Annotated in this window: 20 protein-coding genes; 9 read left to right on the forward strand and 11 right to left on the reverse strand. The window is 69.0% G+C overall.

The window, feature by feature from the left end; translation table 11 throughout:
* Nucleotides 1-41 precede the first annotated feature (41 nt).
* Genes ACIQTT_RS08805 through ACIQTT_RS08815 form a run of 3 tightly spaced genes read left to right on the forward strand, consistent with a single transcriptional unit; the run spans nt 42 to nt 3,060 of the window.
* On the forward strand, nt 42-1,289 hold the full coding sequence (locus ACIQTT_RS08805; RefSeq protein ID WP_402788622.1) for an extracellular solute-binding protein: 1,248 nt from the start codon (nt 42-44) through the stop codon (nt 1,287-1,289).
* The gene (locus ACIQTT_RS08810; RefSeq protein ID WP_402788624.1) at nt 1,289-2,236 is read left to right on the forward strand and encodes a carbohydrate ABC transporter permease; all 948 of its coding nucleotides are present in this window, start codon (nt 1,289-1,291) and stop codon (nt 2,234-2,236) included. The genes ACIQTT_RS08805 and ACIQTT_RS08810 overlap by 1 nt, the downstream gene beginning before the upstream one ends.
* Nucleotides 2,233-3,060 carry a carbohydrate ABC transporter permease gene (locus ACIQTT_RS08815; RefSeq protein WP_247623679.1) on the forward strand — a complete coding sequence of 276 codons (828 nt, stop codon included), beginning with the start codon at nt 2,233-2,235 and terminating at the stop codon, nt 3,058-3,060. Before ACIQTT_RS08810 ends, ACIQTT_RS08815 begins: the two co-directional genes overlap by 4 nt.
* Before the next feature lie 208 nt (nt 3,061-3,268).
* Here the strand turns inward: ACIQTT_RS08815 and ACIQTT_RS08820 are convergent, their stop codons facing one another.
* Nucleotides 3,269-4,222 (reverse strand): RimK family alpha-L-glutamate ligase, encoded by a 954-nt coding sequence (locus ACIQTT_RS08820; RefSeq protein WP_402788627.1) that lies wholly within the window; start codon nt 4,220-4,222, stop codon nt 3,269-3,271.
* Between the two features lie 63 nt (nt 4,223-4,285).
* The gene (locus tag ACIQTT_RS08825) at nt 4,286-5,788 is read right to left on the reverse strand and encodes a SulP family inorganic anion transporter (protein WP_402788628.1); all 1,503 of its coding nucleotides are present in this window, start codon (nt 5,786-5,788) and stop codon (nt 4,286-4,288) included.
* 310 nt (nt 5,789-6,098) lie between these two features.
* Here ACIQTT_RS08825 and ACIQTT_RS08830 point away from each other — a divergent pair, with 310 nt between their 5' ends.
* Together ACIQTT_RS08830 and ACIQTT_RS08835 are read left to right on the forward strand one after the other, a co-directional pair.
* A complete protein-coding gene (locus ACIQTT_RS08830; RefSeq protein ID WP_402788630.1) occupies nt 6,099-7,541 on the forward strand; it encodes a gluconokinase in 1,443 nt (480 codons plus the stop codon).
* Complete coding sequence (locus tag ACIQTT_RS08835) at nt 7,538-8,497, forward strand: phosphoglycerate dehydrogenase (protein WP_402788632.1); 960 nt, start codon at nt 7,538-7,540, stop codon at nt 8,495-8,497. Before ACIQTT_RS08830 ends, ACIQTT_RS08835 begins: the two co-directional genes overlap by 4 nt.
* On the opposite strand, the gene ACIQTT_RS08840 is transcribed toward ACIQTT_RS08835, so the two are convergent.
* On the reverse strand, nt 8,481-9,176 hold the full coding sequence (locus ACIQTT_RS08840; protein WP_402788634.1) for a FadR/GntR family transcriptional regulator: 696 nt from the start codon (nt 9,174-9,176) through the stop codon (nt 8,481-8,483). The two genes, ACIQTT_RS08835 and ACIQTT_RS08840, sit on opposite strands and share 17 nt — an antisense overlap.
* A 165-nt stretch (nt 9,177-9,341) precedes the next feature.
* On the opposite strand from ACIQTT_RS08840, the gene ACIQTT_RS08845 reads away from it, so the two are divergent.
* From ACIQTT_RS08845 to ACIQTT_RS08855, 3 genes are all read left to right on the forward strand, one after another.
* Nucleotides 9,342-10,730 carry a GntP family permease gene (locus tag ACIQTT_RS08845; protein WP_402788636.1) on the forward strand — a complete coding sequence of 463 codons (1,389 nt, stop codon included), beginning with the start codon at nt 9,342-9,344 and terminating at the stop codon, nt 10,728-10,730.
* Nucleotides 10,731-10,819: 89 nt separating this feature from the next.
* Nucleotides 10,820-11,587 (forward strand): SDR family oxidoreductase, encoded by a 768-nt coding sequence (locus tag ACIQTT_RS08850; RefSeq protein WP_402788638.1) that lies wholly within the window; start codon nt 10,820-10,822, stop codon nt 11,585-11,587.
* A gap of 31 nt (nt 11,588-11,618) precedes the next feature.
* Nucleotides 11,619-12,629 carry a zinc-binding dehydrogenase gene (locus ACIQTT_RS08855; protein WP_402788640.1) on the forward strand — a complete coding sequence of 337 codons (1,011 nt, stop codon included), beginning with the start codon at nt 11,619-11,621 and terminating at the stop codon, nt 12,627-12,629.
* A gap of 147 nt (nt 12,630-12,776) precedes the next feature.
* On the opposite strand, the gene ACIQTT_RS08860 is transcribed toward ACIQTT_RS08855, so the two are convergent.
* Entirely contained in the window at nt 12,777-13,040 is a 264-nt protein-coding gene (locus ACIQTT_RS08860) for a hypothetical protein (protein ID WP_402788642.1), read from the reverse strand.
* 115 nt (nt 13,041-13,155) lie between these two features.
* On the opposite strand from ACIQTT_RS08860, the gene ACIQTT_RS08865 reads away from it, so the two are divergent.
* Nucleotides 13,156-13,455 carry a hypothetical protein gene (locus ACIQTT_RS08865; RefSeq protein ID WP_402788644.1) on the forward strand — a complete coding sequence of 100 codons (300 nt, stop codon included), beginning with the start codon at nt 13,156-13,158 and terminating at the stop codon, nt 13,453-13,455.
* A gap of 89 nt (nt 13,456-13,544) precedes the next feature.
* On the opposite strand, the gene ACIQTT_RS08870 is transcribed toward ACIQTT_RS08865, so the two are convergent.
* From ACIQTT_RS08870 to ACIQTT_RS08900, 7 genes are all read right to left on the reverse strand, one after another.
* Complete coding sequence (locus ACIQTT_RS08870) at nt 13,545-15,692, reverse strand: endonuclease/exonuclease/phosphatase family protein (RefSeq protein WP_402788646.1); 2,148 nt, start codon at nt 15,690-15,692, stop codon at nt 13,545-13,547.
* A gap of 197 nt (nt 15,693-15,889) precedes the next feature.
* Nucleotides 15,890-16,624, reverse strand: a complete 735-nt coding sequence (locus tag ACIQTT_RS08875) for a GntR family transcriptional regulator (RefSeq protein WP_402788648.1) — start codon at nt 16,622-16,624, stop codon at nt 15,890-15,892.
* 33 nt (nt 16,625-16,657) lie between these two features.
* The gene (locus tag ACIQTT_RS08880) at nt 16,658-18,904 is read right to left on the reverse strand and encodes a glycoside hydrolase family 3 N-terminal domain-containing protein (RefSeq protein WP_402788650.1); all 2,247 of its coding nucleotides are present in this window, start codon (nt 18,902-18,904) and stop codon (nt 16,658-16,660) included.
* Nucleotides 18,904-20,031, reverse strand: coding sequence for an ABC transporter permease (locus ACIQTT_RS08885; protein ID WP_402788652.1), 1,128 nt, complete (start codon nt 20,029-20,031; stop codon nt 18,904-18,906). Before ACIQTT_RS08885 ends, ACIQTT_RS08880 begins: the two co-directional genes overlap by 1 nt.
* 1 nt (nt 20,032) lies before the next feature.
* Nucleotides 20,033-21,121: an ABC transporter permease gene (locus tag ACIQTT_RS08890; RefSeq protein ID WP_402788654.1), complete on the reverse strand. Its 1,089-nt coding sequence runs from the start codon at nt 21,119-21,121 to the stop codon at nt 20,033-20,035.
* Nucleotides 21,118-21,924, reverse strand: coding sequence for an ABC transporter ATP-binding protein (locus tag ACIQTT_RS08895; protein ID WP_402788656.1), 807 nt, complete (start codon nt 21,922-21,924; stop codon nt 21,118-21,120). Before ACIQTT_RS08895 ends, ACIQTT_RS08890 begins: the two co-directional genes overlap by 4 nt.
* Nucleotides 21,921-22,745: an ABC transporter ATP-binding protein gene (locus ACIQTT_RS08900; protein ID WP_402788658.1), complete on the reverse strand. Its 825-nt coding sequence runs from the start codon at nt 22,743-22,745 to the stop codon at nt 21,921-21,923. The genes ACIQTT_RS08895 and ACIQTT_RS08900 overlap by 4 nt, the downstream gene beginning before the upstream one ends.
* Between the last annotated feature and the right edge of the window lie 118 nt (nt 22,746-22,863).

Below are 22,863 nucleotides of genomic sequence, written 5' to 3' on the forward strand. Positions count from 1 at the left end.
GATCGGTCACAGCCCGGTCGAGCTAAGGATCCCGCACCCTCATGAGCACCTCTCGCACGCGCGCCACCCGGGTCGCGCTGTCGGCCGCCGCCGGAGTCGCCTCCGTCGTCCTCCTCGCCGGCTGCACCGGAACGTCCGCCCCTTCGAGCACCTCCGGCGACGCCGACGACTTCGAGGGCGTCGAACTCACATCGTGGAGCAGCATCGACTTCGACCCGTACCAGACGCTGCAGAAGGAGTACTTCGAGAAGTGCGCCGCCGACCTCGGCATCACCATCGACGCGCAGACCCTCTCGGGCGACTACACGACCAGCCTGCTGCAGGCCGCCAGCTCGAAGTCGCTACCCGACATCGCGCTCGTCAACACCGACACCCAGCTGCCGACGCTCGCAGCGCAGGGCGTGCTCTCCGACCTCGACACCCTCGGCCTCACGACCGACGGACTCGCCGAGCCGGTCGCCGCCCTCGGCCAGTACGAGGACACCTTCTACGGTCTGCCCACGCAGGTCGAGGACTACTCGGTCTTCTACAACAAGGCGTACTTCGAAGAGGCGGGCATCACCGAGCTGCCGACCACGTTCGACGAGCTCATCGCCGCCGCGAAGGCCACCACGACCGCCGACCACTACGGCATCGCGCTGCCCGGCATCGCCGGCGACGGCTCGACCTCGTCGTACTTCCTGCCGTTCCTGCTGAGCGCGGGCGGCGACCCGGCCGACCTCACCGGTGACGGGGCGGTCGCGGCGGTCGACCTCTACAAGACCCTCGTCGACGACGGCAGCCTCTCGAAGGAGTTCGTCAACTGGGGCTGGGACGGCATCGACCAGTGGAAGTCCGGAAAGGCCGCGATCACGGTCTCGGGCCCCTGGAACCTCGTCGACACGAGCCTCGACTTCGAGTACGGCACGTTCTCGGTTCCGGCCGGCACCAGCGCCGACGAGAGCAGCGTCGGACTCCTCGGCTACGCCTACACCGTGCCGGTGCAGGGCGACGAGAAGCGCGAGAAGGCCGCGGCCGCTCTGATCGAGTGCCGCGCCTCGGAGGAGAACCAGATCGACACCGCGGTGCAGGGCGGGTACGTCCCGGCGCTGACGTCGGCTCAGGAGGCCTTCGTCGCCGAGGTTCCGGCCGCCGAGGCCTTCGTCACCCCCGTCGCGAACGCCTTCAACCCGGCGACGCTCGGAACCGAGTGGAGCGCCCTGCAGGCGAAGTACGTCGACGCGCTGCAGAACGCGACCGTCAACGGCGTGAGCGCCGAGGAAGCGCTGAGCAAGGCCGACCAGGGCTGATGACAGCCGCTGCCACAGCGCCGAAGCGGCCGGGGACTCGTGTCTCCGGCCGCTTCGGCCTGACCCTGGTGCGGCGACGGAACCTCGAGCTGTGGGCCTTCCTGGTGCCCGCGATCGTGTTCTTCGCCGCGTTCTTCCTGTTCCCCCTCGGGTACGGCGTGTTCATGAGCACGACGGACTTCACGACCGGAACCTTCATCACCGGCGAAGCACCGTTCGTCGGGTTCCAGAACTTCATCGACATCTTCCGCGCGGATGCCACCGGTATCGCTGTCGTCAACACCCTCACCATCACGGTCGTCGCGGTGACGTCGGAGCTCGTGATCGGCCTCGCACTCGCGCTGCTGTTCACGCGGCGCTTCCCGGGCAGCCGCTGGCTGCCCGCCCTCATCCTCATCCCGTGGCTGCTGCCCGCGGTCGTCGTCGCGACGATCTGGAAGTCGCTGCTCGCGGGAGACGGGGCGATCAACGACATCCTCGGGTTCCTCGGCCTGCCCGGCAACGCCTGGCTCGCCGATCCCGCCACCGCCCTCGCCGCCGTGATCATCGTGACCGTGTGGGCGAGCCTGCCGTACTGGTCGACGATCCTCGCCGCGGCCCTCAAGCAGGTGCCGGTCGAACACCTCGAAGCGGCATCCCTCGACGGCGCCGGGGCGTTGAAGCGCCTGTGGCACATCATCATCCCCAGCATCTGGCCGGTGATCTCGGTGCTCGTCGTCATGAGCGTCGTCTTCAACCTGCTGATCGTCGACCTCGTGCTCGCGCTCACCCAGGGCGGCCCCGCCAACAGCACCATGACCCTCGGCGTGCTCTCGTACCGTTCGGCGTTCAGCCTGTTCGAGTTCGGGCACGCGGGGGCCTACGGCATGCTGCTGCTCGTCATCAGCCTCGGCTTCGCCGCCGTCTACACGTGGCTCTCCGCCCGACAGGAGCGTGCCGAGCGATGAGCACCCGCACTCCCCGCCGCAGCCGCGGCTGGTTCTGGACCGTGCTCACGGTCTCGATCCTCATCGTCTACCTGTTCCCGATCTACTGGATGATCTCGGCATCCCTCCAGCCCGATGCCAACTCCACCGACACCGCCTGGTTCCCGACCGCCCCGGCCCTCGACGGGTACGTCACCGCGTTCGAGGACGGCGGTCTCGACGGCCTGCGCGTCAGCCTGATCACCGCGATCGGATCGGTGCTGCTGACGCTCGTCGTCGCGGTGCCCGCCGCCTACTCGCTCAGCCGACTGCGGTCGCGGGCAGTGAGCCTCGGGCTCGTCATCCTGCTGCTCGCGCAGATGATCCCGAGCATCGTGCTCGCGAACTCCTTCTACGCGATGTTCAACACGTGGGGCGCGCTGAACAGCTACATCGGGCTGATCCTCGCGAACGCTACCGCCGGCATCCCGTTCGCGATCATCCTGCTGCGCTCGTTCATGCTGCGCCTCGACACCGAGGTCATCGAGGCCTCCACCCTCGACGGACTCGGACCGGTCGGGTCGCTGTGGCGTGTGGTCGTGCCGCTGTCGCGCAACGCGATCATCACGGCCGGGGTGTTCACATTCCTCTTCGCCTGGGGTGATCTGCTGTTCGGCCTCACCCTCGTCACGAAGACCGACATGTACCCCGTAACCGTGTTCATCTACGCGCTCGCGAACTCGAACATGAACACATGGGCGGCGACGATGGGGGCATCCCTGATCGCCAGCCTGCCGGCGCTGGTGCTGGTTCTCGCCGCGCAGCGGTACGTCAAGGAGGGCGTGATCGCCGGCAGCGGGCGGTAGGGCGTCGACGGCCCGCGGCCCTAACTCAGGAAGAATGCCCCCGAATCCGCGGAATCGGGGGCATTCTGGCGACTTTGAGGCGGTTTTTCCTGAGTTAGGTACGGAGTTCCCGGTGCACAACTCCGGAAGAAAGCCCCCGGAACGCTGGCTCCCGGGGCTTTCGCGGGCGCGACGGCCCGAAACTGAGGAGTTGTGATCGCGAGCGGCGTCAGACCCCGACCGGTGCCGCGTCGCGGGCGAGCAGCCCGCCGAGGTACTGGGCGATCGTGCGCGGCCCCGAGACGGCGGCACCCGCCTCGACGTCGGGGTTGTAGTTCGTGTTCGTGTTCACGTCGTAGGTGACGACGCGGCCGTCGACGGTCTCGATGAACTCGATGCCCGCGACCGTGATGCCGGCGTCCTTCAAGAACGCGAGGTACTGCTGCACGAGCGGATGCTGCGCCGTGATCTCCTCGCGGATGCGGAACAGCGGCTCGGGCTCGACGCCGTCGGCGCCGGGCAGCGCGCATGCCTCGGCCGGGCACAGCTCGAAGCTGCCCGCGCTGGTGTCGACGCGCACGGCGTAGACGAACTCCCCGCCGGCGAACTCGACGCGGGTGACGAACGGGGCGGCCGCGAAGAGGTTCTCCTGCAGCAGCGTGATGCCGTCGGGCGAAGGCTCGAAGTCGGGGCCGTCGACCCAGGCGTCGAACTCGTCGTGGCTGTCGTGGCGGCGAACACCGAGTCCCTTACCGCCCTGGTTGTGCTTGCTGATGAAGGGGGCGGTGAACTCGCGGGCCCGCTCCTTGAGCGCGGCGGTGCCGAAGACGGCGACGGTGCGCGGCACCTCGATGCCGGCGCGCTGCAGCGCCGCGTGCTGAGCGGCCTTGCTGACCTCGAGCTCGAGCACGGGGCTGCCGTTCACGACGGTGCGACCGGATGCTTCGAGCCACCGCAGCACGGCACGGCCGAACTCCTTCGAGTCGCCGTGGTCGCGCGTGTGCGCCGAGGCACTCAGCCGCGACCAGAACACGCCGGCGGGCGGTTCGGCATTGAGGTCGATCGACCCGTCGGTGAGCAGCCATTCCTGCGCGGGCACGCCTTCGGCCTCGAAGGCCGCGGCGAACGGCGGGAACCATTCGGCGTTCTCGTGGATCACGTACACGCGGGGCTCTGCAGTCATACCCTCACGCTAAATCACCCCGGAGCCCCGAGGGCCGGTCGCCGTGATGCAGCGTAATGCGCGCTACCCCTCGCCGCCGAGCTGCCCCGTCAGTCGTCCGTGGAACGCACCGCTCGCCTCGTTCAACCCCACGAGCTCGACGGTCGCGCCGTGCCGCGCGTACTTCGTCTCGATCGCGTCGAGCGCGGCGACGGTCGAGGCATCCCACACGTGAGATTTCGACAGGTCGATGACCACCCGCTCGGGATCATCGGCATATTCGAACATCGTCGTGAGGTCGTTGCTCGATGCGAAGAACAGCGCCCCGTCGACCACATAGGTCGCGACCGCGCCGTCGTCGGAGAGCGTGCGAGTCACCGAGACGACGTGCGCCACTCGGCGCACGAACAGGACGGATGCCGTGATCACCCCAGCCACGACCCCGACCGCGAGGTTGTGGGTGAGCACCACGGCGACGACGGTGACGATCATCACGAACGTCTCGCTCTTCGGCATCCGCTTGAGGGTCGACGGACGGATGCTGTGCCAGTCGAACGCGCTGATCGAGATCATGATCATGACGGCGACGAGCGCGGCCATCGGGATGGTCGAGACGAAGTCGCCGAAGACGACCACGAGCAGGAAGAGGAAGACGCCGGCGAAGAACGTCGAGATGCGGGTGCGGGCGCCGGAGCGCACGTTGATCATCGTCTGGCCGATGACGGCGCAGCCGCCCATGCCACCGAAGATGCCGGAGAGTATGTTCGCCGCGCCCTGCGCCCAGGCCTCGCGGGTCTTGCGGGAGTGCGTGTCGGTGATCTCGTCGACGAGCTTCGCCGTCATCAGCGACTCCATGAGTCCGACGAGCGCGACGCCGAGTGCGTACGGCGCGATGATCGTGAAGGTCTCCCACGTGAACGGCACATTCGGGATGAAGAGTTCGGGCAGGCTGCGCGGCAGGGCGCCCTGGTCGCCGACGGTGGGCACGTTGATCGCGAACACCAGCACGACGGCGGTGACGATGACGACCGAGACGAGGGGCGCCGGCACCAGCTTGGTGATCTTGGGCATGAAGATCATCACGAGGATGCCGAGCGCGACGAGCGGATACACCAGCCACGGCACCCCGATCAGCTGCGGCACCTGGGCGCTGAACACGAAGATCGCGAGCGCGTTCACGAACCCGGTCATGACGCTGCGGGGGATGAAGCGCATGAGCTTCGCGACGCCGAGCACCGCCATCAGCACCTGGAAGACCCCGGCGAGGATGACGGTGGCGATGAAGTAGTCCATGCCGTAGGTCGGGGCGACGGGCGCGATCACGAGGGCGACGGCGCCGGTCGCGGCGGTGATCATGGCGGGGCGCCCGCCGAGGAACGAGATCGCGATCGCCATGATGAACGACGAGAACAGACCGACGGCCGGGTCGACGCCGGCGATCACCGAGAACGAGATCGCCTCGGGGATCAGGGCGAGGCCCACGACGAGGCCCGCGAGCACCTCGCGCGTCAGCAGACGGGGGCTCTTCAGCGCGGTCAGCACGGAGGGATTCGCGCGATAGCGCGCGCGGTCGTCGACGGAGGTCACGGATGCTCCAGAGGGGGGTGAGGGCCCGAGTGGGGCCGATCCACTCTAATCCTGGACGGTCAGACCTCTCGGCTCGACGACCACCGGATTGCGTCTCGCGAAGCCCCACCACCAGAGTCAGTCGCAGGAAGGTCGATCGCCGCTGGGAGACGACGGTGCGAGTGAACCGATCCCCCCTCTGAGACGACGAGCCTCGGCCGGTAATGCGACGGCTTCCCCTCCGACGGTGTCGGACGTCGACGAAATGATCATATTATTGGCGGTGGTGAGGGTGCCTGCCCTCCGTTGAGACTCCGACGATGGGCTCCTCATGAAGATCCTCGCGCTCGAAGCGAGTACGACCTCCGCGAAAACGATGGTGTTCGACGCAGACACCGGCGAGATGAGCGTGCGCAACCGCCGCTTCGAGGTGGACGGACCCGACACCGCCGTCCGCGAAGGCGACTCGATCTATGCGCAGTTGATGGCCCTCGGGCGCGAGAGCGCGGCCGGCCACCAGATCGACCTCATCGTCTTGAGCGGCACCTGGCACGGCCTGACGCTTCGCCGCGCCGACCTCTCCTCTGTCAGCCCGGTCATGGAGTGGCCGTACACGGGCGCGCAAGATCTCTGCGCGAAGCTCCGCGAAGACGACGAGCTCACCTGGTGGTTCTACGAGCGCACCGGATGCATGGTCAACGCGATCTACCCGGTGTTCAAGCTGCAGTATCTGCGCGAGCAGGGCATCGATCACGACGGCCTCATCGCGATGGATCAGTCGAGCCTCAACTTCGCACGGATGACCGGCGAGATCTGGTCGAACCCGGCACTCGCCTCCGGCACCGGGATGCTGCGCGCCGACGGCACCGGCTGGGACCTCGAGGTGCTGGAGCGCTTCGGCCTCGGCGGCGTGCGGCTTCCGGAGTTGCGCGAAACGACCGACACCGCGCCGCTGACCGCGGAGGCCGCGACGCTGCTCGGGCTGCCCGCGGGCATCCCGGTGCTGACCCCCGGCCCCGACGGCGGCCTCAACCAGGTGGGCGACCTCGCCATCGAGCCCGGCGACATGACGTTCTCGATGGGCACGAGCGGAGCGCTGCGGGTGGCCACTCGGCATCCGTCGTTCTCCCCGACTCTCAGCACCTGGTCGTACCGGTCGCCGCTCGGGGCGCTCAGCGGCGCCGCGACCTCCGGCTGCGGCAACTGCGTGGATTGGGCGCGCGACCGTCTGTTCGGCGCCTCGACCGACTACGCCGAGATCGAGCCGTTGCTGTCGGCCGACCGCGTCGATACGCCGGTCTTCATGCCCTTCCTGTTCGGCGAACGCAGCCCCGGGTGGCAGGACCAGCGCCGTGGGGGCTTCCTCGATCTCTCGCCCCAGCACTCGCGCGTAGACATGTACCAGTCGGTGCTCGAGGGCATCGTGTACTCCCTCTTCCACTGCTACAAGGAGCTCACCGCGCTCGGCGGCGTGCCGCGTCGCATCATCCTCTCGGGCGGAGTTCTATCGTCGCCGTTCTGGACGCAGCTGGTCGCCGACGTCTTCGGTGTCGAGATGCAGGTGTCCACCCAGCAGCACACCTCGATCGTGGGCGCAGTGCGGATGGGGCTGCTCGCGACCCGCGGTTCGCTGATGCATCCGGCGTTCGACGACACCGAGGTGCGCACGATCACGCCGCGCCTCGAGCGCCGCGCCCAGTACGACGCCGGCTTCGCCCGGTATCTCGACCGTTACACCCGAACCGTCCCCGGATCGGAAGGAGCCCGCGCATGAAGATCCTCGTGACCCCGACCTCACTCTGCCGCGACCCCGACGGCCCCGGCATCCAGCGCCTTCGCGCCGTGTTCGACGAGATCGTGCTGAATCCGCACGGACGTCCGTTGACCGCCGACGAGCTCGTGCCGCTGGTCGGAGACGTCGACGCGATCGTGGCGGGGCTCGACGAGTACACCGCTGAGGTGTTCGATGCCGCCCCGCGGCTGCGCGCCCTCGCCCGATACGGCGTCGGCGTCGACCGGGTCGACCTGGATGCCGCGGCGGCGCACGGTGTGAGCGTGGCGCGCACCCCCGGTGCGAACTCGCTCGCGGTGGCCGAACTCGCGGTGGGACTCGTGTTCGCCGTCGCCCGCGGCATCCCGTTCCTCGACGCCAGCGTGCGCTCGGGCGGCTGGCCCCGCCAGGAGGGGCGCGAGCTCACCGGCGGTGTGTTCGGGCTCATCGGCTTCGGTGCGATCGGCCGCCTCGTGGCGGAACGTGCCCGCGGGCTCGGGATGACGCCCGTCGCCTACGATCCCATGCTGCCGGATGCCGTCTTCGAGACCGCCGGTGTCGAGCGACTCGACCTCGACACCCTGTGCGAGCGATCCGACGTCGTGAGCCTCCACGTGCCGCTCCTGCCGGAGACCGCGCACATCCTCGACGCACGTCGCCTGGCGCTGCTGCCGAAGGGCGCGATCGTCGTCAACACGGCTCGAGGGGGTCTGCTCGATGAGGCGGCGGCGCGTGCCCTGCTCGATGAGGGGCACCTGCACGGCGTCGCCATCGACGTGTACGAGGCCGAGCCGCCGTCGAGTTCGCCGCTGGTCGGTCACGACCGCGTCGTGTCGACACCGCACGCCGGAGGGCACACGGCCGGCGCGGTGCGCCGCATGACGGATCAGTCGATCGACGCGGTCATCGCGATGATCGAGGGCGGCGTGCCCGAGGGGCTCGTCACACCAGCGCCCTGACCTCCGACAGCACGGCGTCGACGTAGCGGCGCGTGTGGTGCTCAGCCGCTTCGGCATCGCCTCGCGCGATGGCCGCGGCGGTCTGCACGTGATTGTGCAGCGACTCCTCGTAGGGGTCTGCGGGCGTGAGGCCGAGATCGGTGCGTCCGGTGATGACGGCGGCGATCGCGGCCTTGTTCGCGGCCAGCATGAGGTTGCCGCTCATGTCGAGGATGAGGTCGTGAAAAGCGACATCGGCTTCGAGGTACGCCGCGGATGCCCCGCGACCGGCGTGCCCGTGCTTCTCGAGCTCTGCCGCGAGTCGGACGATCTCGGCGCGCTGCACGTCGCTGCCGCGGACGGCCGCCAGACGGGCCGCGATCGGCTCGACCGCGGAGCGCATCTCGTTCACGACGACGATCTGCTGGGCGCGGCGCGGCGAGGCCAGCTGCCAACCGATGAGCTGGGTGTTCAGCGCGCTCCACTCGGAGGGCGGGCGCACGGTGAGCCCGACACGGCGCCGGGACGCCAGCATCCCCATGGATTCGAGCACGCGCACGGCCTCGCGGATCACCGTGCGCGACACCGCGTACTGCGCCTCGAGGTCTGCGAGCGTGAAGACCGCCCCGGGCGCCAGCTCGCCCGCGGCGATGCGCAGCCCGAGGGCGTCGAGCACCGAGCCGTGCGATGCCTGCGCCATGACGGTCTCCCATTGATACGATCACATGTTGCGAAAGATACGATTTTTGTGAAAAGCTCGCACTGCTCCACCGACGCTCGGTAGGAGTAGATCGAATCCTAACGCGCGACGCCCGAACGGCTACGAGGCCGGGGACCCCGCTACTCGACATCAACGGAGATACCGATGGAAGATTGGACCCAGACGCTGGGTGCCGGACCGCTGCTCCTCATCGCAGCCGGAGCGATCGCGCTCATCCTGCTGCTGATCATCGTCTTCAAGGTTCACGCCTTCCTGACGCTGATCATCGTCTCGCTGCTCACCGCAGTGGTCGCGCAGGTGCCGATCGCGGCGATCAGCGAAACGCTGACGAGTGGGTTCGGCGGCACACTCGCCGGCGTGGCCCTACTGGTCGCCCTGGGAGCCATGCTCGGCAGGCTCATCGAACATTCCGGTGGCGCGAAGGCACTCGCCGACCGCTTCGTCCAGATCTTCGGCGAGAAGCGCGCACCGTTCGCCCTCGGTATCGCATCGCTGATCCTCGGTTTCCCGATGTTCTTCGACGCCGGCCTGGTCATGATGCTGCCGATCATCTTCGCGATCGCGCGCCGCGTTTCGAAGAACAACGTCCTGATCTTCGGCATCCCGGCAGCCGCGGCCTTCTCGGTCATGCACGTGTTCCTGCCGCCGCACCCCGGTCCCGTCACCGCGACCGAAGCGTACGGCGCGAACCTCGGCCTCGTCCTGCTCGTCGGCCTCGTCATCGTCTTCCCGGTCTGGTACGTCTCGGGTTACCTCTGGGGCAAGTTCGTCGCCACCCGCATCCCGCTTCCGGTTCCCGCGCTGTTCGGCGAGATCGACCAGGACCAGCCGAAGAACCCGCCGAAGGCGTCGACGATCATCTGGCTGCTTCTGCTGCCGATGTTCCTCATCTTCCTCAACACCGGTCTCACGACGCTGGCATCGGCCGGCGTCGTCTCCCGTGACGACCTCTGGGTGCAGGTGCTGGTGCTGCTCGGCAACTCGTTCGTGGCGCTGCTCATCACGGTGCTCGTCGCGACGTTCGTTCTCGGCACGCGCCGCGGCGAGAACGGCTCCGCGCTGGAGAAGGTCGTCGACTCGGCGCTCGGCCCCGTGGCATCCGTCATTCTGATCACGGGCGCCGGTGGCATGTTCGGTGGAGTGCTTCGCGCGTCGGGCATCGGCGACGCCCTCGCCGACACGCTGAGCGACCTCGGCCTGCCGATCATCGTCGCGGCGTACATCATCGCCGTGGTGATCCGCCTCGCACAGGGTTCGGCGACCGTGGCGCTCGTCACGGCAGCGGGACTCGCCGCCCCCGCCGTCATCGCCGGCGACTTCAACGAGCTGCAGGTCGTCGCGATCGTGCTGGCCACCGCCGCAGGTTCGGTGTTCGCCGGTCACGTCAACGACTCGGGCTTCTGGCTCGTCGGCCGCCTCATGGGTATGGACGTGAAGACCACGCTGAAGACCTGGACCGTGCAGCAGACGATCGAATCCATCACGGCGTTCGTCCTGGTGCTCGGCGTCTACGGCCTCGCGTCGGTTCTGTAGCACGCCCGGCATGCGAAACGGGGCGAGTCGGGCACACGCCAGGCCCGCCCCGTTCTCGTTCCATCCGCATCATCTCCGAGAGGACTCCCATGTCTCAGCTGTTCGACGTCACCGACCGCCTCGCCCTCATCACCGGGTCGTCCCGCGGCCTCGGTCGCTCCCTCGCACTCGCTCTCGCTCGTGCGGGTGCGCGCATCGTCGTGCACGGGCGTGACGCGGATGCCGTCGAGGCGACGCGACTCGAAGCCGAACGGCTGAGTGGTCGCCCCGCGCACGCGGTCGTCTTCGACGTGACGGATGCCGCGGCCGTCGAGCAGGCCATCACGGACCTGTTCGAGACCGTCGGGGTACCCGACATCCTCGTCAACAACGCGGGCGTCCAGCGCCGCGCCCCGTTCACCGAGTTCTCGGTCTCGGACTGGGACGACATCGTCGCGGCGAACCTGTCCGGTGTCTTCTACGTGGCGCGCTTCGTCGCGCCCGGCATGGTGGAGCGCGGCAGCGGCAAGATCGTCAACATCGCGAGCGTGCAGTCGCAGCTCGCGCGTCAGACCATCGCGCCCTACTCCGCCACGAAGGGCGGCGTCGCACAGCTCACCAAGGGCATGGCCGCCGACCTCGCGCGACACAACGTGCAGGTGAATGCGCTCTCGCCCGGGTACTTCGCCACCGAGATGAACCGCGCGCTCGTCGATGACGATGCGTTCAGCGGCTGGCTCACCGAGCGCACCCCCGCCCGGCGTTGGGGGGACTTCGCCGAGCTCGACGGCGCACTCCTCTTCCTCGTCTCCGACGCGTCCAGCTTCGTGTCGGGGCAGAACATCTTCGTCGACGGCGGCATGACGGCCGTCGTCTGATCCGATCACCACCTCTTTCCCGGGAGCCCTCATGCGCGCAGCCTTCATCGAGTCCGCGAAGAACATCGTCATCCGCGACGTGCCCACGCCCGAACCCGGCGAGGGGCAGGTGCGCGTGCGCATCGAGTACGTCGGAATCTGCGGATCGGATCTCCACTACTACTACGAGGGCGCGAACGGCGCGTTCGTCGTGCGTGAGCCGCTCGTGCCGGGCCACGAGGTGTCGGGGCACGTCGACGTCGACCCGAGCGGTGAGTTCGCGGCCGGCACGCCGGTCACCGTCCACCCGGCGACCTTCGGCACGCCGAGCGAGAAGATCGCCGATGAGCCGCACCTGTGGCCCGGTGGTGCCTATCTCGGTAGCGCGTCGACCTGGCCGCACACGCAGGGAGGGCTGTCCGAGTTCTTGATCGTCGACCGGGCCATGCTGCGAGTGCTTCCCGAGGGGCTGCCGGTACGCCGCGCAGCGCTCGCCGAGCCGCTCGCCGTGGCCCTCCACGGACTCGCCAAGGCCGGGGATGTCGCGGGGCAGCGCGTGCTGGTGACCGGTTCCGGCCCCATCGGTCTGCTCGCGATCGCGGCGGCGGTCGCGGCGGGTGCCGCGGAGGTCCACGCCACCGATGTGCTCGATGGACCGCTCTCCCGCGCCAAGGCGCTCGGTGCGACCGAGGTGTTCGACGTCACGCGCGATGAGGTGCCCGAGAGCGCCTACGACGTCGTGCTCGAATGCTCCGGTGTCGCCCCATCCGTGTCGACGGCGCTGAGGGCGGCTCGTATCGCCGGCACCGTCGTGCAGGTCGGGATGGTTCCCAACGAGCCGCGCCCCATCAACATCGCGCCCTTCATCTCCAAGGAACTGCGCTGGTTCGGCACGTTCCGATTCAACGACGAGATCGACGCGGCCGTCGCGCTGCTGCTGGCGCAGCCTCGCATCGAGGACGTCGTGACGCACGAGTTCGCCGCCGACGACATCGAAGCGGCGTTCGCTGCGGCTCGCGACTCGGAAGCATCGGGGAAGGTGCTGGTCGCCGTCTGGCGCTGATCGGGCTGACCCCGACGCACCGCTGCCGTGCACACCCGTCGATGCGGATGAGCCCCGGCTCGACGCACCATGCCCCCTCGCCTCGGCTCCCCTGCCCGCCCGCACCATCGGCGAGCGATCCGCAGCGCCCCCGGTCAGCCGAGCGGTTCAGGGTCGAAGTCGAAGAGGCCTCCGAAGGGAAAGCTTCGTTCCCCGTGTCACGGGGTCGTGCTGCACCGTCTCGGTGGAGATCACGACGCGGGACCTCGGGGTGATGAGAACCTTGACCCGCCGATTCCCGACGACGACGAACTCGACGAACGCCGCAGGCCCGTTCGCCGCCGTCTCGATCTGTCGCAGGAGCTCGACGAGGTCTTGTTCCTGGGCGAGGTGCGCGCTGACGCCGTCGATCAGGATCTCTGTTCTCTCCATCGTTCGCATGCCATCCTTCCCGGAACCCTACGCCCGCGTCGACCCGGGCGGGATCGGGGTTGCGCGAATACGGATGCCCTGCGAGAGAAGTCCGGTGAAGACGTATGGTTGCTCCATGGGAACCCTGGAGTACAACAGCGCCCGTCCTCCGGTCGAGATCGATGATCGGACGCTGGCGCATCTGAAGATCGTGATCGGCACGAAGCTGCGTCGTCAGGAGAGCTTCATGATGACGTGGCTTCCCGAGGTGAAGAACCCGGCCGGCCGTTTGACCATCTGGATGCATCCGAGCATCCCTCTGGTCTTCTCGTTCGACGAGGCGGCTCTGCCGCCGATCGACGGCCGTCGCATCGAACGCCTGATGGAGGCGCTCAATTCGCGAGGAGAACTGGTCCTCGATCAGCTCGAGGCGTGAGACGCCCGATCGCCTCGGACACTCGCTTCTCGAACAGCCGTGGCCGCCCGGCATCACCCGGGACGGCCACGGCTGACAGGGATGTGACGTTACGACCGACGCACCCGGCGGCGCACCATCAGCCCCGCGCCGAACATCAGCGCCAGAACCGCGGCCCACACCGCCGGCATCAGGATCTCTCCACCGGTCTGGGCGAGCGCATCGCCACCGGCATCCGCACCCGCACCGGCGCCCGGTGCCGCCGTCACGGTCACTGCGGCGGTCACCTCGGTGCCGTCGGGGAGGATGACGACGAGCGTGTGCGCTCCGGCCGGAACGGATACCGGGATCGTGACGGTCGTCGAGAAGGCTCCCGCGTCCGACGCGGTCACGGATCCGAGGGCGACCGGCGTGGAGCGCAGGTCGAGCTTCAGCTGAGCCCCGGCGGCGAAACCGGCACCACTGATCTTGAGGCTTCCGCCCGCGACCACCGTCGACGATCCGAGAACCACGGCGGGAGCATCCGAACCCGGCTCCTCCGCAGCGGTTACGGTGACCGCTGCGCTGGTCGCCTCGGCCGGGACGTATCCCTCGAGGGTCCCGCCGACGCGTACGGAGAGCGCGCGGCCTGCGAGGTCCGCCGGGATCGAGAACGTGGCCGAGGTCGCGCCCTCGATGGCCTCGCCGTCCGCCAGCCACTGGAAGGAGAACGTGGTGCCCTCGGTCCACTCGCCGGGCGCCGCGGTGACCTCGGCGCCGACCGTTGCCGTTCCGGTGATCGACGGCGTGCCGACGACGAGCTCGCCGAGCTCGGGCTCCGCCGCCTGGCAGGCCTCGCCGCAGATCACGAAGTCGGACTGCAGACCCTTGTGGTCGCTGGTCCACAGCGTCTGCGGAGTGAAGATCTCCTCGTCCGAGACCGGCAGGGCGCGGGCGCCGCGCACGATGTCGCCCTTCGGTCCGACGATGCGCGTCCCCGTCAGGGTGAGGCGGTCATCCGGCGCGAAGAAGATGTAATCGATGCGGTCGCGCTCGTCGGCCTCGGGCGCCCACGCGAGCTGCGAGACGCTGACGTTGGGGGTGTCGGCCGGCCACGTGAATCCCGGGTGGGTCACGGGGTCGGGGTACACGGCGCGGTACGCGTCGACGAGGCCGCCGTCACGGAGCACGCTGGTCGTCTTCCACGGGGCCACGACGCCGTTGTGGTCGTAGAGGTTCGCCGTGGTCTCGGTCCAGTCGAGCACCGACGGCTCGTTCATGTCGGCGCCCATGATCGTGAGTCGTCCGGCGGTGCGCTCGGTCGCCATGTCGGCGGTCAGCGCGGCGGCGGCGGCCGGTCGCCCCGACGCCTCGTTGGCCGCGAGGATCTGCGGCACGTCGGTGACGGGGGCTGCGAGCTTGTTCCACCCGCGCCACTCGGCCGGGAACCCGGGGGCGAGCACGTCACCCGCGTATCCGCGGGGAAGGTAGGTGGCGTAGTAGCGGTACTCGAGGTGGCCGCCGTACGCGGCGATCTGCGTGTCGCCGACCTGCACGATCGCCTTCGTCCAACCGCCCTGGGTGCCGGGCACCGCGACGACTCCCGCGTCGACGATCGGGTAGCGCGAGATGACGCCCGCGCTGCCGCCGGTGGAGTGGTAGTCGAAGCCGAGGTCGCGGGCCACGGCCGCCGTCGCGCTCTGCGCCTCCTCGACGAAGATCAGATCGGCGCCGATCTCGGTGAGCATCGTCGCGTCGGTGGTCTTGCCCCAGACGTTGAGCTGCACGACCGACAGGTCGATCGGCTTGGTCGGGTCGACCTCCGGGCCCTCACCCGGCTCCTCGACGACCGGCCCGCCGGCGATGGTGAACGGTGTCGGCTCGCTGACTCGGGAGTAGCCGTCGTTGTAGAGGTACTCGACGCGATAGTTCCCCGCGGGAAGCGGGTTGCCGGTGCGGTCGCTCGTGGGCAGCTGCACCGTGCCGGTCGCGCCGGGCGCATACGCCCAGGCCATGCCGCAGGCGTCGCAGGGCTCGGGCGTGGACTCCGGGTAGATCGCCACCCAGTTCGTGGCCGTCGGGCGATCCGTCGAGTACGCGACCGAGAGGGTTCCCCCGACCGCGACGTCGGAGCTTGCGAGAGTGACGCCGGATGCCGCGGCGACGGCGGGCGACGCGGCCAGCAGGGGCGACACGAGCAGTGCTCCGGCTGCGGCGAGCGCGGCGAGCAGGTGCGCACTCCGACGGGGGCGCACCGCGCGGGGAGGTGACGAGGACATGTCTGACGTGATCCTTCCGGGAACGGTGTCGGCGTCCCCGACGGGACGCCCCTCGGAGGTCGTGATCGCCTCCTGCAGCGACAGAACAGCCGCAAGATGACCGGACGATGAACGCGATTCGTCCGGGCGGCGACGGCGACGGCATCCGCTCCGAATCCGGGAGCCCACGATGCACAGTTGTACAGCCCGCGCCCGGCTCAGCCCGGGTGGCGAGTGAGCGAGGATCCCTGCAACGACACCTGCATCTGGAAAGACATGGCATCGGGAAGGTAGTGGTCGTCGCCGGCTTCGATCGCGCGCCCGTCGCCGGAATAGCTGACGCGTTGCACGCGCAGCAGCGGACTCGACCGTCGGATGCCGAGAAGACGGGCATCCTCGCTGGACGCCGCGATCGCGTCGATCGTCTGCTCCCCGGAGAGCATCCGCACGCCGCGCGATTCCAACGCACCGACGACGGACGGTTCGTCGGGCGAGAGCTCTTCGATGATCGGGGCGATCCACGACGGATAGGCCGTGCGCTCGAGCATGACGACGCGGCCGTTCAATGACCGCAGTCGCACGACTTCCAGCACCTCGCCGATGCCGCGACCACCCCGGAACCGACGCACTTCGGTCGCGGTCGCCGGACGACGCACCTGCGAGAGCACGTGCCCTCCGGGCTCCATGCCGCGGCTCGACGCCCACTGCGCGAACGACCGCATCTCCGAGAAGCGTTGGCTCTGGGCTGCCGTGCGCACCAACCAGCCCGACCCGCGGCGGGGAGCGATCGCCCCCTGCCGCGCCATGAGCACGAGCGCGTTGCGCACGGTGCCGCGCGAGACGTCGTAGGTCGCCGCGAGCTGCGCTTCGGACGGCAGCATCCCGGAGGCGTCGAAACCCCCGTCGGCGATCTGGATCGTGAGGTCGCGGGCGATCTCGCGATATCGATGCACGACGCCAGGTTATCCGCCGACGTCGTGTCGCCGTCACTCCACCGTGAACTCCACCCCGAGCAGCACCTCCTCGCGCGACGACGGGCCCACCAGCAGGGCGAACTCGCCCGGCTCGACGACGCGCACGCCCGCGGCATCCACGATCGTGCAGTCGGCCACGGGCACCTCGACCCGCACCCGCGCCGACTCCGCCGGTGCGAGCTCGACCTGGCGGTACGACTTGAGTTCGCGATCGGTCCAGCTGACGCTCGTCACGGCATCCCGCACGTAGACCTGCACCGTCTCGCGCACCGGCCGCGCACCCGTGTTCGTCACCGTCACGTGCCCGACGACGATGTCGTCGCGGCCGAGCTCCGAACGCTCCAGCGCGAGGTCCGAGTACGCGACCGTCGTGTACGACAGCCCCTCTCCGAATCCCCAGGCCGGCGCCTGCGTGAGATCGGCGTACCGGTCGCCGTGCTGGCCGCGGATCTGGTTGTAGTACGTCGGCTGCTGGCCGACGTGGCGCGCGAACGAGATCGGCAGACGCCCCGAGGGCTCGACCTCGCCCGCGATGATCTCGGCGATCGCGCGCCCGCCCTGCATGCCCGGGCTCGCGGCCCAGATCACGGCGGCGGCCTGCGAGACGGATGCCGGCAGCACGAGCGGCTTCGACGCCATCAGCACCACCACCACGGGTGTGCCGGTCGCGATCACCGCGTCGAGCAGGGCGTTCTGCCCGCCGATGAGTTCGAGCGTGGCGGTCGAGCGGCCCTCGCCGACGAGTTCGATGCGATCTCCGACGACGGCGACCACGACATCGGCGGCCTCGGCGGCGGCGACCGCTTCGGCGATCAGTGCCTCATCCGGGGCGCACGGCTTCACGATGCGCGGGCGCGGCTGCCCGTCGGGGAACAGCGCGCCCTGCGGGTCGTCCTCGAGGGTGAGGATGTGGGCGCCGCGGGCGTGCGAGACCTCCCAGCCGCCGACGCCCGACAGCCCGTCGAGCACGGTCGTGATCATCTCGCGCGGCTGCCCGTCGAGCCATCCGGCCTGGCCCGACCCTCCGGCCCAGTCGCCGAGCTGCGTCTGCGCGTCGTCGGCGAGCGGTCCCACGACGGCGACCTTCGTCGGCGTGGACGCCGAGAGCGGCAGCACCCCGTCATTCTCGAGCAGCACGATCGATCGACGCGCGATCTCGAGGTTGAGGTCGGCGTGCGCGCTGCTGCCGACGATCCCGTCGAGGTCGTCGCGCGGCAGGCGCGGGTCCTCGAACAGACCCAGTTCGAACTTGAGGGTGAGGATGCGCGCGGCCGCGGCGTCGAAGGCATCCGCCGGCAGCAGCCCGCGCTCGACGGCGTCGAGCGCGCCCTCGAAGAACCCGGGGGTGGTCATGATCATGTCGTTGCCGGCGCGCGTCGCGGCGGCCGAGGCGTGCGCGTAGTCGGGCTGCACATGCTGCTCCCACACCATGCGCCCGACGTTGTCCCAGTCGGTGACGAGGGTGCCGGTGTAGCCCCACTCGCCGCGCAGCACGTCGGTGAGCAGCCAGTCGTTGGTCGTGATCGGCACGCCGTCCATCGTCTGGTACCCCAGCATGAACACCCGGCAGCCCTCGCGGGCGACCCGCTCGAACGGCGGCAGGAACCACGAGCGCAGCTTGCGGCGCGAGATGTCGGCCTCGCTGGCGTCGCGCCCACCCTGGGTCTCGGAGTACCCGGCGAAGTGCTTGGCGGTCGCGAGGATCGCGGTCGGGTCGTCGAGCCCGTCGCCCTGGTAGCCGCGCACCATGGCCGAGGCGAGCTCGCCGATGAGGAACGGGTCCTCACCGAACGACTCGTCGATGCGCCCCCAGCGCAGGTCGCGGGCGATGCAGAGCACGGGAGAGAAGGTCCAGTGGATGCCGGTGGCCGCGACCTCCACGGCGGTGGCCCGGGCCACCCGTTCGACGAGACCGGCATCCCACGACGCGGCCATGCCGAGTTGGGTGGGGTAGATGGTCGCGCCGGGCCAGAAGGAGTGTCCGTGGATGCAGTCCTCGGCGACCAGCAGCGGAATGCGCAGGCGCGTCTCGGCGGTCAACGCGTTCGCGCGCAGGATCCGCTCGGGCGACGTGTGCAGGATCGACCCGGCATGACGGCGCAGGACGTGGTCGTCGAGGTCGTCGCGCGCGTCGAGCTGCAGCATCTGCCCGACCTTCTCCTCGAGCGTCATGCGTCCGAGGAGGTCGGCGACGCGCTCGTCGATCGAGAGGGTGGGGTCCTGGTACGGCAGAGCCGTTGTGAGGGTGGGAGAGGTCATCACTTCGCGTTCCGTGTCGAGATGTTCGATGAGTTCTGCGTGGTCGTATCGTCGCGGGTCGAGCTGGGCGGAGCATCGGTGTTCGCCATCGGGATGCTGCGCACCGCGGTGACGGCGTCGTTCACGTCGAGCCCCTTCTTCTTCATCGCGCGCGCCCGCTCGCCGGCCGAGCGCAGGCGCGGGTTGACGTACTCGTCGATGCCGAAGTTGATGAGCGAGAGCGCGACGCCGATGATCGCGATGCAGAGTCCGGCGGGCACGTACCACCACCAGAGCCGCGGGAACGCGCCGTTCTGCTGGGCCCAGAAGAGGATCGTGCCCCAGTTGAGGTTGTTCACCGGGATCACCCCGATGAAGGCCAGCGTGGTGAGTCCCAGGATCGCGGCGGTCACGGTGCCGACGAAGCTCGACGCGATGAGCGCCATGAGGTTCGGCAGCATCTCGACCGTGATGATGCGGCGCAGGGGCTCGCCGTTCGCGCGCGCCGCCTGGATGAAGTCGCGGTTGCGCAGCGACATGGTCTGCGCGCGCAGCACGCGCGCACCCCACGCCCAGCCGGTGAGACCGAGCACCGCGGCGATGAGGATGAGCGGCGGGTTGTCGAACTGCGAGGCGATGATGATGATCAGCGGGATGCCGGGGATCACGAGGAACACGTTCGTCAGCGCCGACAGCGACTCGCTCTTCCAGCCGCGCACGTACCCGGCGATGACGCCGACCGTGATCGCGATGACCGTGGCGATCGCCGCCGAGAGGAAGCCGACCACGATGACGCCGCGGGTGCCGAAGATGATCTGACTGAGCACGTCCTCCCCCATGTGCGTCGTGCCGAGCCAGTGCTCGAACGACGGCGGTTGACGCAGCGCCGAGCGGTCCTTCTGGGTCGGGCCGTAGGGCGCGATCCAGTCGGCGAAGATCGCGATCAGCACGAAGACGCCGAGGATGACGAGCCCCGCGATCGACTTGCGGTTGCGGAACATCGCGAACGCCTGCGCGAGCTGCGACCAGAAGGTCTTGCGCTCGGGCGGGACGGATGCCGGGGTGCGCAGCGTCGCGGTCTCGGGCATGCCCGAGACGACGGGCGACCCGTCGGGGGCAGCGCTGCCGGTGGTGGTGGGAACGGTCATCTCAGGCCTCCGTCTGGCGGGTGCGCGGGTCGAGGTACGCGTAGACGACATCGGCGAGGATGTTGGCGGCGAGCACCGAGAGCGTGATCACCAGGAAGACGCCCTGCATGAGCGCGAAGTCCTTGGCGTTGGTGGCGTCGAGCAGCAGCTTGCCGAGGCCGGGATAGCTGAACACCATCTCCATGACGATCGTGCCGCCGACGATGAAGCCGATCGACAGAGCGAAGCTCTGGATCTGCGGCAGCACCGCGTTGCGGGCAGCGTAGGCCCAGAGGACGCGCCGGTTGGGCATGCCCTTCGCCTGCGCGACGGTGATGTAGTCCTCGTCGAGCACGGTCAGCATCATGTTGCGCATGCCGAGCATCCACCCGCCGAGCGAGGCGATGATGATCGTCAGTGCGGGCAGCGTGCCGTGCATGATCACCTGCCCGATGAAGTCGAGGCTCCACTCGGGCGACTGCCCCTTGTCGTAGGCGTGCGACGACGGGAACCACTTGAGCGTCGACGAGAAGATCGCGATCGCGATGAGGCCCAGCCAGAAGTACGGGATCGTGTTGAAGAAGGTCGTGATCGGGATGAGCGCGTCGAGCCTGCTCCCCCGCTTCCAGCCGACGATGGCGCCGCCGACGGTGCCGATGAGGAAGGAGATGATCGTCGCGAGGCCGACCAGGCCCAGCGTCCACGGCAGGGCGGCCGCGAGCACCTCGCCCACCGGCCGCAGCCCGTGCAGCGTCGAGATGCCGAGGTCGCCGCGGAACAGCATGCCCCAGTACTCGACGTACTGCTGCCAGATGGACTTGTCGCTGTCGATGCCGAGCAGGATGCGCAGCGACTCCGCCGCCTCCGGGCTCACGTTGCGGTTGCGCGCGAGGTACGAGCTGACCGCATCGCCCTTCATGAAGCGCGGCAGGAAGAAGTTGATCGTGATCGCGGCCCAGAGGGTGAACAGGTAGAAGCCCGCGCGCCCGAGGAAGAAGCGCCAGGCGACCGGGCGTCGCCCGCGCTCGGCGGTCGTCGCTGTCGTGCCGACCTCGAGCGCGTCCTGCTGGATGAGGTCGTTGTCGTCGAGCTGGGGGAATGCGGTGCTCACAGCGCGCCTCCGTTCGCGGATGCCGAGGCGAAGTGCTTCTCGGGATCGGGGGATGCCGCGCGCAGCTCGCGCGTGTACGGGTCCTGCGGGTTCAGGATGACGTCGTCGGCGGTGCCGTACTCGACCACCCGCCCCTGGTTGAGCACCATGATCTCGTCGCTGAAGTGACGCGCGGTGGCGAGGTCGTGCGTGATGTAGAGCACGCCGAGCCCCTCTTCGCGCTGGAGGTCGGCGAGCAGGGTCAGCACGCCGAGGCGGATCGAGACGTCGAGCATCGACACCGGCTCGTCGGCCACCAGGATCGACGGGCGCGAGGCCAGCGCGCGGGCGATCGCGACGCGCTGACGCTGGCCGCCCGACAGCTCGTGCGGGCGGCGATCGATCACGGCATCCGCATCGAGACGCACCCGGGCGAGCAGGCGACGCACCTCGTCCTCCGTCTCCTTCTTCGGCACGACATCGTCGAGGCGGATCGGCCGCTCGAGGTGGTAGCGGATCGAATGGTAGGGATTGAGCGAGGCGAACGGATCCTGGAAGACCATGCGCAACTGCTGGCGGTAGCGCCGCAGGCCCTTCCCGCGGCGGGGCACGGGTGCACCGTCGAGCAGCACCCGCCCGCCCGTGGGGGTCTCGAGCTGCGTGAGGATCTTCGCGATCGTCGACTTGCCGCTGCCCGACTGCCCGACGAGGCCGAGCGTGCGCCCCGAGTCGAGGGTGAAGCTCACGTCGTCGAGCGCGGTGATCTGCCCGGCGCCGCGCACCGTGTAGGTCTTGGTGATGTTCTGGAACTCGAGGGTGGTCATCGCACCAGCACCCCTCTCTCCCCGGTGAGCCGGGGGAACGACGACAGCAGCGTGCGCGTGTACTCCTGCTGCGGCTGCCGCCAGATGTGCTCGGCGGTGGCGAGCTCGATGATCTCCCCCTCGCGCATGATCGCGATGCGGTCGCTGATCTCGAGCAGCAGCGGCAGATCGTGGGTGATGAAGATCACCGAGAAGCCGAACTCGTGCCGCAGTTGCGAGATCTGCTTGAGGATCTCGCGCTGCACCAGCACGTCGAGGGCGGTGGTCGGCTCGTCCATCACCATCAGCTGCGGTCGCAGAGCGAGCGCCATCGCGATCATCACGCGCTGACGCATGCCGCCCGACAGCTCGTGCGGGAAGGAGCGCACGCGCTGCCGCCCCACCTTCACGATCTCGAGCAGCTCTTCGGCCTCGGCCCGCCGCTGACGGCGGTTCATGTCGGGACGGTGGATCTCGAACACGTCCTCGAGCTGCGAACCGATCGTCGCCACCGGGTTCAGGGCGTTCATGGCGCCCTGGAACACCATCGACACCTTGTCCCAGCGGAAGCGCTGCATCGCATCGACGTCGAGGGAGTTGATGTCGACGTCGACGCCCGACGCGTCGTGGAACGTGACGTCGCCGCCGGTGATCACAGCCGGCGCCCGCAGCAGACGCTGCACACCGTACGCGAGCGTGGTCTTGCCGCATCCGCTCTCGCCGGCGAGACCGAGGATCTCGCCGCGCTGCAGTTCGAGGGTGACGTTCTTCACCGCCGCGACGGGCGGGTCGACGTCGTACACGACCGAGAAGTCGCGCACGGTGAGCAGGGGGTCTGGCATGGGGGTTCCTTCGTGGGGGTGCGGCACTGGGGCCCTTCGACAGGCTCAGGGGACCCAGTACCGGCGGGGCGAGGGCCTTCGACAGGCTCAGGACCGCGTGGGTGGCTGAGCCTGTCGA

Origin of the sequence: Microbacterium sp. NPDC090225, from assembly GCF_044772365.1 — a bacterium.
Taxonomy (GTDB): domain Bacteria; phylum Actinomycetota; class Actinomycetes; order Actinomycetales; family Microbacteriaceae; genus Microbacterium.

Excerpts from the sequence above, each read along its gene's own strand:
- ACIQTT_RS08870 (WP_402788646.1), bottom strand. The coding sequence starts at position 15,692 with ATGTCCTCGTCACCTCCCCGCGCGGTGCGCCCCCGTCGGAGTGCGCAC.
- ACIQTT_RS08895 (WP_402788656.1), bottom strand. The coding sequence starts at position 21,924 with ATGACCACCCTCGAGTTCCAGAACATCACCAAGACCTACACGGTGCGC.
- ACIQTT_RS08835 (WP_402788632.1), top strand. The coding sequence starts at position 7,538 with ATGAAGATCCTCGTGACCCCGACCTCACTCTGCCGCGACCCCGACGGC.
- ACIQTT_RS08805 (WP_402788622.1), top strand. The coding sequence starts at position 42 with ATGAGCACCTCTCGCACGCGCGCCACCCGGGTCGCGCTGTCGGCCGCC.
- ACIQTT_RS08885 (WP_402788652.1), bottom strand. The coding sequence starts at position 20,031 with ATGACCGTTCCCACCACCACCGGCAGCGCTGCCCCCGACGGGTCGCCC.
- ACIQTT_RS08855 (WP_402788640.1), top strand. The coding sequence starts at position 11,619 with ATGCGCGCAGCCTTCATCGAGTCCGCGAAGAACATCGTCATCCGCGAC.
- ACIQTT_RS08900 (WP_402788658.1), bottom strand. The coding sequence starts at position 22,745 with ATGCCAGACCCCCTGCTCACCGTGCGCGACTTCTCGGTCGTGTACGAC.
- ACIQTT_RS08860 (WP_402788642.1), bottom strand. The coding sequence starts at position 13,040 with ATGGAGAGAACAGAGATCCTGATCGACGGCGTCAGCGCGCACCTCGCC.
- ACIQTT_RS08810 (WP_402788624.1), top strand. The coding sequence starts at position 1,289 with ATGACAGCCGCTGCCACAGCGCCGAAGCGGCCGGGGACTCGTGTCTCC.
- ACIQTT_RS08840 (WP_402788634.1), bottom strand. The coding sequence starts at position 9,176 with ATGGCGCAGGCATCGCACGGCTCGGTGCTCGACGCCCTCGGGCTGCGC.
- ACIQTT_RS08815 (WP_247623679.1), top strand. The coding sequence starts at position 2,233 with ATGAGCACCCGCACTCCCCGCCGCAGCCGCGGCTGGTTCTGGACCGTG.
- ACIQTT_RS08865 (WP_402788644.1), top strand. The coding sequence starts at position 13,156 with ATGGGAACCCTGGAGTACAACAGCGCCCGTCCTCCGGTCGAGATCGAT.
- ACIQTT_RS08830 (WP_402788630.1), top strand. The coding sequence starts at position 6,099 with ATGAAGATCCTCGCGCTCGAAGCGAGTACGACCTCCGCGAAAACGATG.
- ACIQTT_RS08880 (WP_402788650.1), bottom strand. The coding sequence starts at position 18,904 with ATGACCTCTCCCACCCTCACAACGGCTCTGCCGTACCAGGACCCCACC.
- ACIQTT_RS08845 (WP_402788636.1), top strand. The coding sequence starts at position 9,342 with ATGGAAGATTGGACCCAGACGCTGGGTGCCGGACCGCTGCTCCTCATC.
- ACIQTT_RS08850 (WP_402788638.1), top strand. The coding sequence starts at position 10,820 with ATGTCTCAGCTGTTCGACGTCACCGACCGCCTCGCCCTCATCACCGGG.
- ACIQTT_RS08820 (WP_402788627.1), bottom strand. The coding sequence starts at position 4,222 with ATGACTGCAGAGCCCCGCGTGTACGTGATCCACGAGAACGCCGAATGG.